Raw genomic sequence first — 15987 nt, forward strand, 5'->3', positions numbered from 1 at the left:
GACGATTCATGCCACGTCCAGCGCCGCGGCGATCGCCGCCTGCCGCCGCCGGGCGAGCTCCGCGCCCAGCGCCCCGCCCTTGAAGCCCTCGTCGAGCAGATCCCGCGGCGACACCGCGGCCGCCGCCCGCCAGGCCCGCGAGACGGGCACGGCCAGCGCGGCGTGCTCGCGCTCGAGCAGGGCCAGCAGCGGTGCCACCCGCTCGCTGCGCCGCCAGGCATCGATGCCGTCGAGCCAGGCGCGAAGCCGCTCGGCGGTCAGTGCCTGCGGCGTCGACGCCTCCCGCCACAGCCGCCGGGTCAGCGCCACCTGACGCGCCAGGTCGGAAAAGGCGTTGGGCACCTTGAGCCGGGCCTGCAGCGCCGCCCGCGCCGGGTCGTCGAGAGACTCGCAGAGCCGCGCCCAGCGCCACTGTGCCGACGTGCCAGCCTCGGTTTCCGGCAGACGCTCGAGGCGCGCCAGGGCCGCTTCGAGCACGGTCCGGTCGGCGGCCAGTTCGGGCATCAGCACGGCGAGCGCGCCGCAGTCCATCAGGCAGGCGAAATAGGCCGCCGCGTCCCGCTCGCCCAGCGCCTTCTCGGTTTCGGTCCATACCCGTTCGGCCACCAGGTGAGCAAGCTCGCCGCTCTCGGCCAGCCGGCGCATCAGCGCGACGGTGTCGTCGGCGATGCGAAAGCCCAGCGAACGATAGCGGGCCAGAAAGCGCGCCGTGCGCAGCACCCGCAGCGGGTCCTCGACGAAGGCCGGGGAGACGTGGCGCAACCGCCGTGCCGCGAGATCGACGCGGCCGTGGAAGGGGTCGACCAGGGTGCCGTCCGGCGACTCGGCCATGGCGTTGATGGTCAGGTCGCGCCGCTCGAGATCCTCCTCGAGCGTCACCGACGGGTCGGCATGGACCACGAAGCCGGTATAGCCGTGGCCCTGCTTGCGCTCGGTACGCGCCAGGGCATATTCCTCGTGGGTCTCGGGATGCAGGAACACCGGAAAGTCGCGTCCCACCGGCTTGAAGCCGCGCCGGGTCATGGCCTCCGGCGTGGCCCCCACCACCACCCAGTCCCGATCGACCACCGGCCGGCCGAGCAGCGCATCGCGCACCGCGCCGCCCACCCGGTAGACCGCGAGCCCGTCGAGACGCGGGTCGCGGGTCATCGCGCGACCCGCTGCGGGTGGCGGTGCTCCCAGTCGGTGAAGCCGCCGTCGAGGCTGTAGACACGCTCGAAGCCCTGTCCCGCCAGCCAGGTCGCGGCCTGCTGGCTGGAATGGCCGTGGTAGCAGACCACCACCAGGGTCGCGTCGTGGGGCGTGGCGTCGATCAGCTCGCCGACGGTGGCGTTGTCGACGTGGCGGCTGCCGGGGATGTGCCCGCGCGAGAAGCTCAGCGGGTCACGGATGTCGACCAGAGTCACGGCGGCGCCCTCGTCCAGCCAGCGGGTCAGGGTGGCGTGATCGAGGTGTTCGAAGGCGGGTTGCGTCATGCAGACCTCCCGGGAAAGTGTGCGGGCGACGCGTCAGCGCCGCGTCGTGCAGGGTACGCTGACCCGTGTGCCGTCGGCCAGGTCCAGGGCGGTGAGAGAGCCGCCCCACACGCAGCCGGTGTCCAGCGCCTCGACCCGCACCGCGGCCTGCGGCGCCTGCCCTTCCAGCGCCGCCCAGTGGCCGAACAGGATGCGCGGATCGTCGTCGCGGGCATAGCGGAACCAGGGGGCATAGCCCGGCGGCGCCGAGTCCAGCCCCTCCTTGGCGTCGAAGTCGAGCGTGCCGTCGGCGGCGATGAAGCGCATGCGGGTGAAGACGTTGACGATCGCCCGCAGCCGGTCGACGCCCGTCAGGTCGTCGCGCCAGCGCGCCGGGGTGTTGCCGTAGAGTTGCGTGAGAAACTCGCCGGCCCGCTCGCCACGCAGGCAGGCGGCGACCTCGTCGGCCAGCGTGCGGGCCTGGTCGAGTCCCCAGTGCGGCAGCAGCCCGGCATGGGTCATGAGGGTGCGGTCGGCGGTGCCGCGACCGTCGTCGACCCACAGCGGGCAGCCCTGCAGCCAGTCGAGCAGTGCCGTGGCGTCGGGTGCCTCGAGAATCGGCGCCAGGGTGTCCTTGCGCTTGAGCCCCTGCCCGCCGCGCGCCACGGCCAGCAGGTGCAGGTCGTGATTGCCCAGCACCACGCGCGCCGCATCGCCCAGCGCGGCCACTTCGCGCAGGCAGGCCAGCGAGCCCGGGCCGCGGTTGACCAGGTCGCCGGCGATCCACAGGGTGTCGCGGCCCGGGTCGAAGCTCAGTCGCTCGAGCAGGGCGACGAACTCGGCATGGCAGCCCTGCAGGTCTCCGATGGCATAGGTCGGCATGAAATCCTCGCACTCGGGTCGGTGAAACCGTCAGTGAACTTGGTTGGGGCCGGCCAGGCGGAACGGCGCGATGGGCACCTCGAAGGGCCGGCTGGCGGCCGTGTCCAGGCAGGTATAGGCCCCTTCCATGACCCCCACCGGCGCTTCCATGACGGCGCGGCTGGTATAGCGGAAGGTCTGCCCCGGGGCGATCATCGGCTGCTTGCCGACCACCCCCTTGCCGCGCACCTCCCGCACCTGGCCGCTGCCCTGGGTGATCCGCCAGTAACGCGCCAGCAGCTGGATCGACTGCGACGAATGGTTGTGCACGGTGATGGTGTAGCTGAAGACGTAGCGCTGCTCGGCGGGCGATGATTCATCGGCCCGGTACTGCGGCACCACATCGACATGCACGGCCTCGCTCAACGCCTCGATCACGATGCTTCTCCCGCCAGGTAGTTGGTGATGGCGACCAGTTCGGCCACGCTCAGGGTCTGCGGCCGCCGCGAGGGATCGATGCCCAGTGCCTCGAGCGCTTCGCCGGACAGCCGCCCCTTGAGGTTGTTGCGCAGCGTCTTGCGCCGCTGATTGAAGGCCTCGCGCACCATGTCGGCGAACAGCGCCTCGTCCGTCGCCGGATGCGGCAGCTCGGCGTGGGGCTCCAGCCGCACGATCGCGGAATCCACCTTGGGCCGCGGCGTGAACGCCTCGGGCGGCACGGTGAACAGCGCCGTCACGCGGCAGTGATACTGGGCCATGATCGACAGCCGCCCCCAGTCGGTGCTGCCGGGCGTGGCAGCCAGCCGGTCCACCACTTCCTTCTGCAGCATGAAGTGCATGTCGGCGATCGCCGCGCGCGACTCGAGCAGATGGAAGATCAGCGGCGTGGAGATGTTGTAGGGCAGGTTGCCCACCACCCGCAGCGGCTCGCCGTCACCGCGCAGTGCCGCGAAGTCCAGGGTCAGGGCGTCGCCCTCGTGGATCACGAACTCGGGATGGTTGAAGAACTGCACGCGCAGGCCCGGGATCAGGTCGCGGTCCAGCTCGATCACCTCCAGCACGCCGTCGGTCGCCTCGACCAGCGGCTCGGTCAGGGCCCCCTGGCCGGGGCCAATCTCGACCAGGCGCTGCCCGGGGCGCGGCGCGATGGCGCGCACGATGCGCGAGATGACGCCCGGGTCGCGCAGGAAGTTCTGGCCGAAGCGCTTGCGGGCGCGGTGCCGGGGCGGCCGAGTGTCGGTGGTGCGAGAAGGCATCGAAAGCGAATTCCTTGGATAAGACGAACGTCGGGCGAACCGCCGGGCAGCATCAGGCCCGACGGGCTCGCGCCATGTCGGCGGCCATGCTCAGCGCGACCTGCAGGCTGCCCGTGTCGGCGCGGCCGCTGCCGGCCAGGTCGAGCGCCGTGCCGTGATCCACCGAGGTACGGATGATCGGCAGCCCCAGGGTGATGTTGGCGGCGCGGCCGAAGCCGGCGTACTTGAGCACCGGCAGCCCCTGGTCATGATACATCGCCAGCACCGCATCGATCCCGTGCAGGTGGCGCGGGGTGAACAGGGTGTCCGCCGGCAGCGGGCCGACGAGATCGAGACCGCCCTCGCGCAGCCGCGCCAGGGTGGGCGCGATCACCTCGATCTCCTCGCGGCCCAGGTGCCCGCCCTCGCCGGCATGGGGATTGAGGCCGCACACCGCGATGCGCGGCCGGGCAATGCCGAACTGGCGCTTGAGATCCGCATCGAGAATCGTCAGCACGCGGCTCAGCCCCTCGGTGTCGATGGCATCGGCCACCTCGCGCAGCGGCAGATGGGTGGTGGCCAGCGCCACGCGCAGCGCGCGACCGCCATCGCCGTGAGCCAGCCGGGTGGCGAGCATCATCACCACCTCGTCGACACCGCAGGCGTCGCGCAGGTACTCGGTATGTCCGGTGAAACCGGGGTGGCCGCCGTCGATGATCACGCCCTTGTGCAGCGGCGCGGTGACCATCGCCTGGGCGCGGCCGTCACGGCAGGCGGCGATGGCCACGTCGAGCGTCTCGAGCACGTAGCCGGCGTTGGCCGGGTCGAGCACGCCCGGTTCGGCGGGGGCCGCCAGCGCCACCGGCCAGACCGGCAGCACGCCGGGGCGCGGTGCGGGCAGCGCCGTACCGGGATCGCAGGGTTCGAGCACGAGCTCGAGCCCCAGCTGCCGGGCGCGATCGGCGAGCAGCTGCGGATCGCCGATTGCCACGACCCGCCCGGGCAGCGCCGATGCCGTGGCGGCCAGCTGCAGGGTCAGGTCGGGGCCGACACCGGCCGGCTCGCCGGTGGTCAGGGCCAGGACGGGCGCAGGCATCACGACCCCTGGTCGAGACGTTCGTCGACGTAGGCCTCGGCGCGGATCTGCTGCTGCCAGGCCTCGAGCTCGTCGTTGACCTTGCGCTGGAACAGCGTCTGGCGAACCTTGTCGCGACGGGCCTCGTCGCTCACGTCGCGCTGACGCCGGTTCTCGACCTGGATGATGTGGTAGCCGTAGCGCGAGCGCACCGGCTGGCTGATCTCGCCGACCGCCAGGCGGTTGGCGGCATCCTCGAAGGCCGGCACCATCTGCCCCGGGCGCACCCAGCCCAGCTCGCCGCCGTTGAGCGCGCTGCCGCGATCGTCGCTAACCTGCTGGGCGACGCTGGCGAAGTCCTCGCCGCCCATGATGCGCGCCCGGGCCTTCTCGGCGAGCCGCCGGGCCTGATCGGCATCGCGGTTGGGGTTGGTCTGGATCAGGATGTGGCGGATCTTCTGCTCCTGGACCAGCTTGGGCTGCTGGTCCTGGCCGCCCTTGCGCTCGAGCAGCTTGACCAGATGGAAGCCGCTGGGGCTGCGCAGCGGCTGGCTGACATCGCCCACCGCCAGCGTGGGCACCACATCGGCGAACACCGTGGGCAGCTCGGCGCCGCTGCGCCAGCCCAGGTCGCCGCCCTGCAGGGCGTTGGCGCCATCGGATTTCGCGGCCGCGAGCTCGGCGAAGTCGGCACCGCCCTGCAAACGCTGATAGAGCGACTCGGCCTGCTGCTGTGCCTGACGCACCTGGTCCGGCGACGGCGACTGGGGCAGCGCCACCAGGATGTGGCCCAGATGGTAGCGGACATTGGCGTCGGCCCCCTGCTGCGCCAGGGTGCGGTCGACCTCCTGATCGGAGATCTTGACCTGGCTGGCCACGCGGCGCTCCTGGAGCTGGCGGATCAGCATCTGGCGACGCACCTGATCGCGCACGTCGGCCAGCGTCAGGCCGTCCTTCTTCAGGGCCTCGGCGAACTGGTCGAGACTCATGCCGTTGTTCCTGGCGACCGAGCGCACGGCGCGGTTGAGCTCGGTATCGTCCACCGTCAGGTTGGCCTTCTTCGCCATCTGCAGCTGGATCTGCTCGAGCACCATGCGGTCGAGCACCTGCTGGCGCAGCACCGAATCCGGCGGCTGGTCGATGTTGCGCTGGGCCAGCTGGCTGCGCGCCTGGGCCACCCGGTCGGCGAGTTCACTGGCCATGATGGCGTCGTCGTTGACCACCGCGACGATCCGGTCGAGCGGCTGCTCGGCGGCCGACGCCACGCCGGAGACGGCCAGCACCAGCGCCAGACCGAGCGATGCAAACAGACCTCTGCGCATGAAAAACCTCGTTACGTTCAGAATCGGGTCGGTTGATATCCGGGAATGGACTGCACGAAGACGTTGTCGGTTCCCTGGCCGACGCCGCCCAGCCCCTTGAGCACGAACCGCAGGAACAGCCCGCTGTCCGTGTAATCGTCGGCGATGGTATTGGCAGTGTCGTTGTCCTCGATCCATTCGCGCCAGGCCACCTGGACACCGTAGCAGCAGTCGTTCCACTGCACGCCGAGCAGCTTGTCCAGCGCCCGGCGGTTGGTGTTGTCGTAGGTGTAGCGGCCGATCAGGTCGAGCTGCGAACCGGCCTTGTAGGCGAAGGACACGTCGAAGTCCTCGCGATTGTAGCCCAGCTGGTCCTCGGGGTCCCCGGAGGGATCGAAGCCCTGGAGCTCCCAGCGATAGCCCAGGTTGAGGACATGCCCCGCCGGATGCCGGTAGCGCAGGTAGGCGGCGCTGCGTTCGGTCAGCTGGCGATGCGCATCGTAGAGCCACTCGTAGCGGGTGCTCCAGCGCTCGCTGAGCTGCCAGTCGAGGCGCGTGACCACCGGCGAGTGATCCCGCGTGGCATCGTACCAGCGGGCGGGCTGGGTCTGGCGATCCGGCAGCGCGAGATCACCCTCCATGCCGATGACCCGGTCGTCGAAGTAGGTGCTGCGGCCGACGCTCAGCGCGAACCGCTCGCGACCGCTGGCATCCTCGAGAAAGCGTGTGCTCAGCCCGTAGGAGACCTTGTTGACGTCGCCCACCCGGTCGCTGCCGACGAAGCGGTACGGCGACCACAGCCGGTCGTAGGAGAACGCCTGGGCGTCGGTGTCGAAGTCGGGAAACTCGCTCTGGTCGCGCGCCGGCACGTAAGCGTAGTAGAGGCGCGGCTCCAGCGTCTGCCGCCAGGCCTCGCCGAACAGCTGCGCATCGCGCTCGAAGGTCAGCCCCGCATCCAGCGAGGAGACCGGCACGGTGCGACTCAGCGAGGTATCACGCGTGGTGTCGAGCTCCTGGTAATCGAGCTGATAACGAGTGTCACGCAGCGTGAAGCGCGGCTCGAGAAAGCCCCAGGGGCGCTCGAAGCGCCAGCCCACCGTCGGCGCCAGGTCCAACCGGGTGCCCACGGCCGCCTCGCGGATCGGCACCTGGCGCGCATCCACGTCGCGCCAGAAATAGGTCACGTTGGACCGCCACTGGGTGTAGAAGCCGCCGGGCCGGCTCCAGCGGGCATCGGCGGTGAGGCTGGGCAGCCGGTAGAAGGGCTTGTCGCGGTCGAGCAGCGGGTAGTCGAGATACTGGTAGCCCTGCGCCCTGGCCTGCAGGTGCCAGGTGTTGCCGTTGTAGTCGAGCTGCGCCAGCCGCGGCAGGTAGTCGGTGCCCATCTCGGCGAAGCTGCGGCCGAAGTCGTCGAAGTAGCGGCCATCGCTGGCGGCGCCGTAGCGCAGCCGATACGGGGTTCGCGACGAGAAGCGCCCGGCGTGGCGATAGTCGATGTACCAGCGATCCTCCCCCTCGAAGGCGTTGGCGGGATCGTTGGGATTGGCGTGGCTGCCGCCCTGATCGTTGGCCAGGTAGGCGCCCTCGATCTGGCCGGCATCCTCGCCGAACAGGTAGCGGAACTGGCCGCCGAGCATCATGCCGTGATTGCTGATCCAGCGCGGCGTGAGGGTGGCGTCGTAGTTGGGCGCCAGGTTCAGGTAGTAGGGCTGGGTATAGTCGAGCCCGCCCCCGGTGAAGCCGAAGGTCGGCCACAGGAAGCCGGACTGGCGGCGATCGTCGAGCGGGAAGCGGACCCACGGCCAGTAGAAGACCGGCACGTGGCCGACCTCCAGCCGGGCGTGCCTCGCCGTGCCGTAGCCCGCCTGGCGATTCAGGATCACGTCGCTGCCCACCACCCGCCACAGCCGGCTGCCGGGCTCGCAGGTGGTGAAACTCGCCTCGCGCAGGCGATAGCGGCCATCCGCGAGGCGTGCCAGGCGCACCGCGTCGCCCCGCAGACGCTGGCCGTGGAGCACGTAGTGGGCGGTATCGACGCTCGCGGCGTCGCTGTCCAGGGACAGCTGGCCGGCCCCGCCGCGCACCAGCACGCCCTGGTCGCGCAGGGTCAGCGGCCCTTCGGCGAAGGCGGTATCACGCGCCGCGTTGACCCGCACCTGCGGCGCCTCGAGCTGGCTGCTGCCGCGGCGCAGCACCACCTCGCCGCGCAGGATCGTCTCCCCCGAATCGCCGTACTCGGCCTGGTCGGACGTCGAACGCACCTCGCGGGGCGTATCCCCCGGGGGCAAGCGATAGGCCGGCATCACGTAACGACCGCGACAGACGGCACCGGCCGGAGCATCGTCGCCCCACGGCTGCCAGTCGAGCTGGGCCGCCGGCAGGGGGGGCGGCGGCGCGGCCTGGGCACCGTGGGCGACCAGGCCGGCCAGGGCAGTCCACAACAATCGCTTGCCCATGGGTCCTCGTGTCCTTGGCGTTTGGAATCGGTATTATACAGTCCCCGTGACGCACGTCCTCCCCGAGCGCGGGGCGCGACGTGGCAGCCCCTGAGCATGCGGCGGCGAATCCACCCCGTCAACCAAGGAGAGCGCATGTCCGACGCGCCACACACCGCCCGCCGCGAGGCCCTGCGCCGCTGGGCCGGGCGGCTTCATGACCGTCCTCCCGAAGCCCTGGACATCGCGCCGGCGGCCGGCGACGCCAGCTTCCGGCGCTACTACCGGCTGTGGCTGGACGACGCCACCTCGCGCATACTGATGGACGCGCCGCCCGAGCAGGAGGACAGCCGCCCCTTCGTGGCCATCGCCGAGGCCTGGCGCGCCGCGGGCCTGCCGGTGCCGGCGGTTCACGCGCGGGATCTGGCGCAGGGCTTCCTCGAGCTCGAGGACCTCGGCGACACCCCGCTGCACACCGGCCTGGGTGCCAGCGAGACGCGCGACGCGACCGGCTACGACGACGCCCAGACCCTGCTCGGCGAGCTGCAGAACCGCGCGCCCGGCGAGGCGCTGCCCGTCTACGACGCCGCCCTGCTGGGCCGCGAGCTGGACCTGTTTCCCGACTGGTGCCTGGGGCAGTTTCTGGACATGCCGGCGCCCGCCGAATGGCCCCACCTGCGTGACCGCCTGATCGAGATCGCGCTGACCCAGCCACGGGTCGTCGTGCACCGCGACTTCGATGCCATGAACCTGATGCGCCATCGTGACCGGCTGTGGCTGATCGACTTCCAGGATGCCGTGACGGGGCCGTTGAGCTACGACCTGATCTCGCTGCTGCGCGGGCGCTATCGGCGGTTCCCGCGCGAGGCCTTTTGCGCGCGGGTCGAGGCCTTCCGCCGGCGCGCCGTGCTCGACGGCCGACTCAGCGGCCAGCTCGACGCCGAAACGTTCCGTTTCCAGGCCGACGCCATGGCGGCGCAGCGCTCGCTCAAGGTGCTGGGGATCTTCTGCCGGCTGACGCTGCGCGACGGTCGCCGCGGCTACCTCGAGCGCCTGCCGCGGTTTCTCGACCACCTGAGCGACAGCCTGGCGCCCTGGCCGGAATTCGCCACCTTCGACGCCTGGCTGTCGGGCACCTTCACGCCGGCGCTGACCTCGGCGCTCGCCGCACGCCGGGAGACGACGCCATGAAGGCGATGGTGCTGGCCGCCGGGCTGGGCACGCGCATGCGCCCGCTCACCGACCACTGCCCCAAGCCGCTGCTCGAGGCGGGCTGCCGGCCGCTGATCGTCCACCACCTGCAGCGTCTGGCGGCGCTGGGCATCCACGAGGTGGTGATCAACGTCAGCTACCGCGCCGCGCAGATCGTCGATGCCCTGGGCGACGGCGCCTCACTGGGCCTGCGACTGCACTTCAGCCACGAGCCCGAGCCGCTGGAGACCGGCGGCGGCATCCGCCAGGCACTGGGGCTGCTCGGCGAGGCGCCCTTCCTGCTGGTCAACGGCGACGTGTGGTGCGAGCTGGACCCGCGCTGGCTGGCGCCGCTCGACGGCGATCTGGCCCGGCTGGTGCTGGTCGACAACCCGCCGCACCACCCCGAGGGCGACTTCCACCTCGACGCCGCGGGCCGCGTGCGGGCCGACGGCCGGCCCCGGCTGACCTTCGCCGGTATCAGCCTGCTCGACCCGGCCCTGGTCGCCGATCAGCCACCCGGCGCCTTCAAGCTGGCGCCGCTGCTGCGCGACGCGATGGCAGACGCGCGTGTCGCGGGCTGTCATCATGACGGCCACTGGGTGGATGTCGGCACGCCGCAGCGGCTGGCCGAGCTGGATGCCTGGCTGCGCCGACACAACTAGCCTCGCCTTGACCGACTCACGACACAGGAGCCTGCCTTCATGAAAGCCCACGTCAAATGGACCGATGGCCGCCAGTTCGTCGCCGAATCCGGCAGTGGCCACAGCGTGGTCATCGACGGCCCGCCCGACCACGGCGGGCGCAACACCGGCCCGCGCCCCATGGAGATGCTGCTGATGGGCATGGGCGCCTGCACGTCCTTCGACGTGATGGAAATCCTCGAGAAAACCCGCGCCCCGGTGAGCGACTGCGTCGCCGCCCTCGAGGCCGAGAGGGCCGACAGCGTGCCGAGCGTGTTCACCAGGATCCACGTGCACTTCACGGTCACCGGCCGGGGCCTCAAGGACAAGCAGGTCAAGCGCGCCGTGGAGCTGTCCGCCGACAAGTACTGCAGCGCCTCGATCATGCTCGCCCAGGGCGGCGTCGAGATCACCCATTCCTACGAGATCGTCGAGGAAGACGCCTGACCCCGGCGCCTCGCCGCATCCGCGTCGCCGCGAGCCAGCCAGCGCCCGCCCCATCCGGGCGGGGGCTGGCGTATCACAGCCGGTAGACGCTCTTGGTCATCACCCTGGACATCAGCGCCATGCCGAACTTCACCGGCGCCGGGAAGGGCGTGCCGCCGGCCTCCAGCGCCCAGCGGGCATGGTGGGCCTCGTCCTCGCGCATCTGCTCGAGCACCGCCCGGGAACGGTTGTCGCCCCGAGGCAGCTTGCCCAGATGCGCCTCGAGGTGCTTGCCGACCTGCTCCTCGGTGGCGTTGACGAAGCCGAGGCTGACATGATCGCCGACCGCCCCGGCCACCGCCCCCATGCCGAAGGAAGCCGCATAGAACAGCGGATTGAGGTAGCTGGTTCGGCTGTCGAGCTCCACCAGGCGGGCATCGCACCAGGCCAGGTGGTCGATCTCCTCCTGGGCGGCCTGCTCCATCTGCGCCCGGGTATCGGCCAGCCGGGCGGTCATGCCCTGGCCCTGATAGAGCGCCTGGGCGCACACCTCGCCGGTGTGATTGATGCGCATCAGCCCGGCGGCGTGATGGCGCGCCGCGTCGTCGAGGGGCTCGTCGCGAATGTCGTCGGCCGGCGAGGGACGCGAGGGCTGGGCCGCGTGGGGGACCAGGGTCCGCAGCACGGTATCGAATTGGTGGATCAGCTGGTCGGTTCGCGTCAACTTGCGAAGCATGCGGCAATTCCTGTGATCGTCAGCGAGTCACGGCGGGAAGGCCGGGCACGGCACCCCTCGGGCGGCAAGACGGCCGCCCGAGGGGCATCGCGCACCGGCGAGAGGGCGGTCATCGGGCCGGCTAGCCGGCCGGCCAGGTGAAGCGGCGCCCGCCCATCAGGTGCATGTGGATATGATAGACCGTCTGCCCTCCCTGTTCATTGCAGTTCATCACCACCCGGTAGCCGTCGTCGGCGAAGCCGAACTTGCGGGCCAGCTGGGCGGCGGTGTACTGCAGCCGACCGACCAGCGCCAGGTCATCGGCGTCGATGTCGTTGAGGGTGGCGATGTGCTTCTTGGGCACGATCAGCACATGCGTCGGGGCCTGGGGCTTGATGTCGCGGAAGGCCAGCACATGCTCGTCCTCGTGGACGACGTCGGGCTCGATCTCGCGGTTGACCATCTTGCAGAACAAACAGTCCATGCGTCACCTCGTGTAGCGAATTGCGATGCGGCCGTCAGCGAAAGCGGCGCTGCGCCAGCAGGTGGCGCACCAGCGGCGCCAGTATCAGTTCCATCGCCAGCGACAGCCGCGCACCGGGCACCACCAGGGTGTGCGGACGGCTCATGAAGGCATCCTGAATCATCGTCAGCAGGTAGGGAAAGTCCACCGTCGAGGGATCGCGGAAGCGGATCACCACGAACGACTCGGCATCGGTGGGGATATCCTGGATCTCGAAGGGGTTGGAGGTGTCCACGGTGGGCACCCGCTGGAAGTTGATATGGGTCCGCGAGAACTGCGGCTGGATGTAGCGCACGTAGTCGTGCATCCGCCCGAGGATGGTGTCGATCACCGCTTCCTGGGAGTAGCCGCGCAGCTTGGTGTCGCGATCGATCTTCTGGATCCATTCCAGGTTCATGGTCGGCGCCACGCCGATCAGCAGGTCGACGTGGCGGGCGATGTCGTGATCGGCGGTGACCAGACCGCCGTGCAGCCCCTCGTAGAACAGCAGGTCGGTGCCCATCGGCAGCGCCTGCCACTCGGTGAAGGTGCCGACCCGGTAGCCGGCCTCGATCATCCGCTTGTCCTCGGCGTGGATGTAGTGCCGGGAGGTGCCGGTGCCGTGCTCGCCGTACTCCTGGAACAGCGTCTCGAGATCGTCGAGCAGGTTGGCCTCGACCGCGAAGTGGGACAGCTCGTCGGTGCGCTCGGGCTCCTCGCGGAAGATCCGGGTCAGCTCGTCCTTGGTGTAGCGATGGAAGGCATCGCCGTCGACCAGGGCGGCGTGCACGTCCTCGCGCTGGAACATGCGCTCGAAGGTACGCCGCACGGTGGTGGTGCCGGCCCCGGAGGAGCCGGTCACGGCGACGATCGGGTATTCCCTGGACATCTCAGTCGCTCCCCGGCGCTCGGCTACGCTGCACCGCCTGTACCAGCACCGGGGGCACGGCGATCGGCCGGTGGGTGTCAGGGTCCAGCCACAGCAGGGTGACGCAGGCCACGGCCACGGTCCGCGCGTCCGCCTCGCGCACCAGCCGCTGGTAGACCGGCATGCCCTTGCCCGTCGGCGTCGGCATGGCCGTTTCGGCGACCAGCACGTCGCCCCAGTGCGCCTCGGCGCGGTACTGCACCGTCAGTTCGGCCACCACGCTGGGCGAGCCCGCGACATCGGACTCGCTGAACCCCAGGGCCGCGATGGCCCGGGCGCGCGCCTCGTGGAGCAGCGTGACCAGGGCATCGTGCCCCAGATGCCGGCCGTAGTTGATGTCGCCGAGACGCACCGTGAGGGGCTGGCGATGGATGCACTCCGCCTCGGGAAACGCGAGTCGCTGCATGGCTCTGCTCCGGGCGCCGTGGCGCGTTCAGGCCTCGCGGGCAATGGCCCGATAGGCGATGTCACGGCGGTAGAGAACGTCGTCCCAGTGGATCGCCGCCACGCCGTCGTAGGCGCGGTCGCGGGCCCGGGAGACCCGCTCGCCCAGCGCCGTGACGCACAGCACGCGCCCGCCGCTGGTGACCACGCGCCCCCGGGCGTCCTCGGCGGTACCGGCATGGAACACCTTGCAGCCGGCGGCCTGGGCCGCGTCCAGCCCGTCGATGACATCCCCCTTGCGATAGCTGCCGGGGTAGCCGCCGGCGGCCATGACCACGCCCACCGCGGCGCGCGGATCCCACTCGCAGGTCTCGCGGTCCAGCTGCCCCTCGACGGCGGCCAGGCACAGCGTGACCAGGTCGCTCTTCAGGCGCATTAGGATCGGCTGGGTTTCCGGGTCACCGAAGCGGCAGTTGTACTCGATCACCTTCGGCGCGCCCTGGGCGTCGATCATCAGCCCGGCATACAGGAAGCCGGTGTAGGGCGTGCCCTCCTCGGCCATGCCGCGCACCGTGGGCAGGATCACCGCGTCGAGGATGCGCTGATGAACCGCTGCGGTGACCACCGGGGCCGGCGAGTAGGCGCCCATGCCGCCGGTGTTGGGGCCGGTGTCGCCGTCGCCGACGCGCTTGTGGTCCTGGCTGGTGGCCATCGGCAGCACGTGCTCGCCATCGACCATGACGATGAAGCTGGCTTCCTCGCCCTCGAGATACTCCTCGATCACCACCCGGGCCCCGGCGTCGCCGAAGGCGTTGGCCTCGAGCATGTCGCGGATGGCCGCCTCGGCCTCGATCTCGGTCATGGCGACGATCACCCCCTTGCCCGCCGCCAGGCCGTCGGCCTTGATGACGATCGGCGCGCCCTGCTCGGCGAGATAGGCCAGCGCGGCGCCGACCTCGCTGAAGGTGGCGTAGGCCGCGGTGGGAATGCGATGGCGGGCCAGGAAGTCCTTGGAGAAGGCCTTGGAGCCCTCGAGCCGGGCGGCGTCCCGGGTCGGGCCGAAGGCCTTGAGCCCGGCCTCGCGGAAGCGGTCGACCACCCCGGCCACCAGCGGCGCCTCGGGGCCGACGATGGTCAGGCCCACGGCCTGCTCGCGGGCGAAGGTCACCAGGCCCTCCAGGTCATCGGCGGCGATGTCGACGTTGGTCAGCTTGGACTCGCGCGCCGTGCCGGCATTGCCCGGGGCCACGTAGACGGTCTCCACATAGGGCGACTGCGCCGCCTTCCAGGCCAGGGCGTGTTCGCGGCCACCGCCGCCGATGATCAGAACCTTCATGGACAAACCTTGCTCGAAAGTGGGAATCGACTGGCCGGCATTATGTCAGAAAGCGGGCGCCGCCGCTGCATGGCGCCTCGCCCCGGGCCGGCCGGTCAGCGCGACTCGTCGTCCTCGTCGTTGCCGCGGGGCGTCATGGTCTTCTGCCAGAAGCGCATGTTCTCCTCGGCCATCTCGCGCATCATCTCCATCGGCGAATGGCGCATCGCCTGCTGCCACTGGTCCTGGAAGCGCTTCTGCTGTTCCAGCATCAGGTGGGTGCCCTGTTCCAGATAGCGCGCCAGCGGCAGCGGCTGGGCCATGTCGTAGACGCGGATGAACTGGGCCAGCAGGTCGTTGGAAAAGACCTCGGCCCCCCCATCGGCCTGTTCCTGCTCGATGATGATCGACAGCAGGATGGTGCGCGTCAGGTCCTCCCCGCTCTTGGCATCCTCGACCCGGAACGGCTCGTCCTCGAGCACCAGGCGCCGCAGATCCTCGAGCGTGACGTAGCGACTCTGCTGGGTGTCGTAGAGTCGACGGTTGGCATACTTGCGTATCACTCGCACGGCGCTGTCCCTCTCGGTTGTCGGTATTCCTGCATTGTGCATTGCCCCCCGGGGGTTGCAAACCACTGTCAGCGCCCCGCGGGTCCGCTATCATGGCGGCCTGCAGCCTGGAGAGCCCATGAACCTGATCCTGCTCGAACCCGGCGACTGCGGTCCCGACGGCCGCGTCCGCCTCACCGACCCGCGCCGCCTGCGTCACCTGCACGAGGTCCACCGCGCCGAGGCGGGCGACACCCTGACCGTGGGCGTGCGCGACGGCCGGCGCGGGCGCGCCCGGCTCGAGCGCTTCGAGCGCGAGGCGGCCTGCTTCACGCTGCTCGACCTCGACCAGCCGCCCCCGGCGCCGCTGCCGGTGCACCTGGTGCTGGCGCTGCCCCGGCCGCGCATGCTGGCGCGGACCCTGGAGCATGTCACCGCCCTGGGCGTCAAGCAACTCACGCTGCTGCACACCCGCCGGGTCGAGAAGAGCTACTGGCAGTCGCCGGAACTCGACCCCGCCCGCATCCACGATCACCTGGTGCTGGGCCTCGAGCAGGCCGGCGACACCATGCTGCCGACGGTGACGGTCGAACGCCGCTTCAGGCCCTTCGTCGAGGACCGGCTGCCGGCGCTGCTCGCCGGGCGCCGCGGCCTGCTCGCTCACCCCGGCATGCCCGATCCCTGCCCGCGCGGCCTCAGCGAGCCCTGCACGCTGCTGGTCGGCCCCGAGGGCGGCTTCATCCCCTACGAGGTGGAGCGCCTGCGCGAGGCCGGCTGCGAGGGCATTCACCTCGGCGAGCGCATCCTGCGCGTGGAAACCGCCGTCACCGCGCTGCTGGCCCGCCTGTTCTAACGCCCTTCCGCCAGCCGCCGCTTTTTCTGACGCCTGCTCTGTCACCGTCATCCGCACGCCCCCGGCGCCGGACGACGGTGC

18 protein-coding genes are annotated in these 15987 nt (G+C 70.6%); 4 read left to right on the forward strand and 14 right to left on the reverse strand.

All coding sequences use genetic code 11. From position 1 onward, the window contains the following. Positions 1-6: 6 nt before the first annotated feature. Genes KGQ91_RS02115 through KGQ91_RS02150 form a run of 8 tightly spaced genes read right to left on the reverse strand, consistent with a single transcriptional unit; the run spans position 7 to position 8382 of the window. The gene (locus tag KGQ91_RS02115; RefSeq protein ID WP_163650382.1) at positions 7-1149 is read right to left on the reverse strand and encodes a tRNA nucleotidyltransferase/poly(A) polymerase-related protein; all 1143 of its coding nucleotides are present in this window, start codon (positions 1147-1149) and stop codon (positions 7-9) included. Continuing rightward, the gene (glpE, locus tag KGQ91_RS02120; RefSeq protein ID WP_224420156.1) at positions 1146-1475 is read right to left on the reverse strand and encodes a thiosulfate sulfurtransferase GlpE; all 330 of its coding nucleotides are present in this window, start codon (positions 1473-1475) and stop codon (positions 1146-1148) included. Before glpE ends, KGQ91_RS02115 begins: the two co-directional genes overlap by 4 nt. A 33-nt stretch (positions 1476-1508) precedes the next feature. Beyond that, positions 1509-2336, reverse strand: coding sequence for a symmetrical bis(5'-nucleosyl)-tetraphosphatase (locus KGQ91_RS02125; protein ID WP_224420157.1), 828 nt, complete (start codon positions 2334-2336; stop codon positions 1509-1511). Between the two features lie 30 nt (positions 2337-2366). Beyond that, positions 2367-2750 carry a Co2+/Mg2+ efflux protein ApaG gene (gene apaG / locus KGQ91_RS02130; protein ID WP_163650425.1) on the reverse strand — a complete coding sequence of 128 codons (384 nt, stop codon included), beginning with the start codon at positions 2748-2750 and terminating at the stop codon, positions 2367-2369. Continuing rightward, positions 2750-3571: a 16S rRNA (adenine(1518)-N(6)/adenine(1519)-N(6))-dimethyltransferase RsmA gene (gene rsmA, locus KGQ91_RS02135; protein ID WP_224420158.1), complete on the reverse strand. Its 822-nt coding sequence runs from the start codon at positions 3569-3571 to the stop codon at positions 2750-2752. Before rsmA ends, apaG begins: the two co-directional genes overlap by 1 nt. A gap of 52 nt (positions 3572-3623) precedes the next feature. After that, positions 3624-4646 carry a 4-hydroxythreonine-4-phosphate dehydrogenase PdxA gene (gene pdxA / locus KGQ91_RS02140; RefSeq protein WP_224420159.1) on the reverse strand — a complete coding sequence of 341 codons (1023 nt, stop codon included), beginning with the start codon at positions 4644-4646 and terminating at the stop codon, positions 3624-3626. Further along, on the reverse strand, positions 4646-5947 hold the full coding sequence (locus KGQ91_RS02145) for a peptidylprolyl isomerase (RefSeq protein ID WP_224420160.1): 1302 nt from the start codon (positions 5945-5947) through the stop codon (positions 4646-4648). Before KGQ91_RS02145 ends, pdxA begins: the two co-directional genes overlap by 1 nt. Positions 5948-5964: 17 nt before the next feature. Beyond that, a complete protein-coding gene (locus KGQ91_RS02150) occupies positions 5965-8382 on the reverse strand; it encodes an LPS-assembly protein LptD (protein WP_163650376.1) in 2418 nt (805 codons plus the stop codon). 135 nt (positions 8383-8517) lie between these two features. On the opposite strand from KGQ91_RS02150, the gene KGQ91_RS02155 reads away from it, so the two are divergent. Genes KGQ91_RS02155 through KGQ91_RS02165 form a run of 3 tightly spaced genes read left to right on the forward strand, consistent with a single transcriptional unit; the run spans position 8518 to position 10682 of the window. Next, positions 8518-9552 (forward strand): aminoglycoside phosphotransferase family protein, encoded by a 1035-nt coding sequence (locus tag KGQ91_RS02155; RefSeq protein WP_224420161.1) that lies wholly within the window; start codon positions 8518-8520, stop codon positions 9550-9552. Continuing rightward, positions 9549-10217: an N-acetylmuramate alpha-1-phosphate uridylyltransferase MurU gene (gene murU / locus KGQ91_RS02160; protein ID WP_224420162.1), complete on the forward strand. Its 669-nt coding sequence runs from the start codon at positions 9549-9551 to the stop codon at positions 10215-10217. The genes KGQ91_RS02155 and murU overlap by 4 nt, the downstream gene beginning before the upstream one ends. A 39-nt stretch (positions 10218-10256) precedes the next feature. Next, complete coding sequence (locus tag KGQ91_RS02165) at positions 10257-10682, forward strand: OsmC family protein (protein ID WP_224420163.1); 426 nt, start codon at positions 10257-10259, stop codon at positions 10680-10682. A gap of 73 nt (positions 10683-10755) precedes the next feature. Here the strand turns inward: KGQ91_RS02165 and coq7 are convergent, their stop codons facing one another. From coq7 to phaR, 6 genes are all read right to left on the reverse strand, one after another. Continuing rightward, on the reverse strand, positions 10756-11397 hold the full coding sequence (coq7, locus tag KGQ91_RS02170; protein ID WP_224420164.1) for a 2-polyprenyl-3-methyl-6-methoxy-1,4-benzoquinone monooxygenase: 642 nt from the start codon (positions 11395-11397) through the stop codon (positions 10756-10758). A 121-nt stretch (positions 11398-11518) separates the two neighbouring features. Next, positions 11519-11860, reverse strand: a complete 342-nt coding sequence (locus tag KGQ91_RS02175) for a histidine triad nucleotide-binding protein (RefSeq protein WP_224420165.1) — start codon at positions 11858-11860, stop codon at positions 11519-11521. Between the two features lie 34 nt (positions 11861-11894). Continuing rightward, positions 11895-12767, reverse strand: a complete 873-nt coding sequence (locus KGQ91_RS02180) for a phosphoribulokinase (RefSeq protein ID WP_163650370.1) — start codon at positions 12765-12767, stop codon at positions 11895-11897. Position 12768: 1 nt separating this feature from the next. After that, a complete protein-coding gene (locus KGQ91_RS02185; protein WP_224416450.1) occupies positions 12769-13212 on the reverse strand; it encodes an acyl-CoA thioesterase in 444 nt (147 codons plus the stop codon). A 27-nt stretch (positions 13213-13239) separates the two neighbouring features. Further along, positions 13240-14526 carry a phosphoribosylamine--glycine ligase gene (purD, locus tag KGQ91_RS02190; RefSeq protein ID WP_224420166.1) on the reverse strand — a complete coding sequence of 429 codons (1287 nt, stop codon included), beginning with the start codon at positions 14524-14526 and terminating at the stop codon, positions 13240-13242. Between the two features lie 95 nt (positions 14527-14621). Beyond that, complete coding sequence (gene phaR, locus KGQ91_RS02195) at positions 14622-15074, reverse strand: polyhydroxyalkanoate synthesis repressor PhaR (protein ID WP_163650367.1); 453 nt, start codon at positions 15072-15074, stop codon at positions 14622-14624. 118 nt (positions 15075-15192) lie between these two features. Here phaR and KGQ91_RS02200 point away from each other — a divergent pair, with 118 nt between their 5' ends. Further along, the gene (locus KGQ91_RS02200) at positions 15193-15906 is read left to right on the forward strand and encodes a 16S rRNA (uracil(1498)-N(3))-methyltransferase (RefSeq protein ID WP_163650366.1); all 714 of its coding nucleotides are present in this window, start codon (positions 15193-15195) and stop codon (positions 15904-15906) included. The last annotated feature ends 81 nt before the right edge of the window (positions 15907-15987 follow it).

Origin of the sequence: Modicisalibacter tunisiensis, assembly GCF_020148005.1 — a bacterium.
Classification (GTDB): Bacteria; Pseudomonadota; Gammaproteobacteria; order Pseudomonadales; family Halomonadaceae; genus Modicisalibacter; species Modicisalibacter tunisiensis.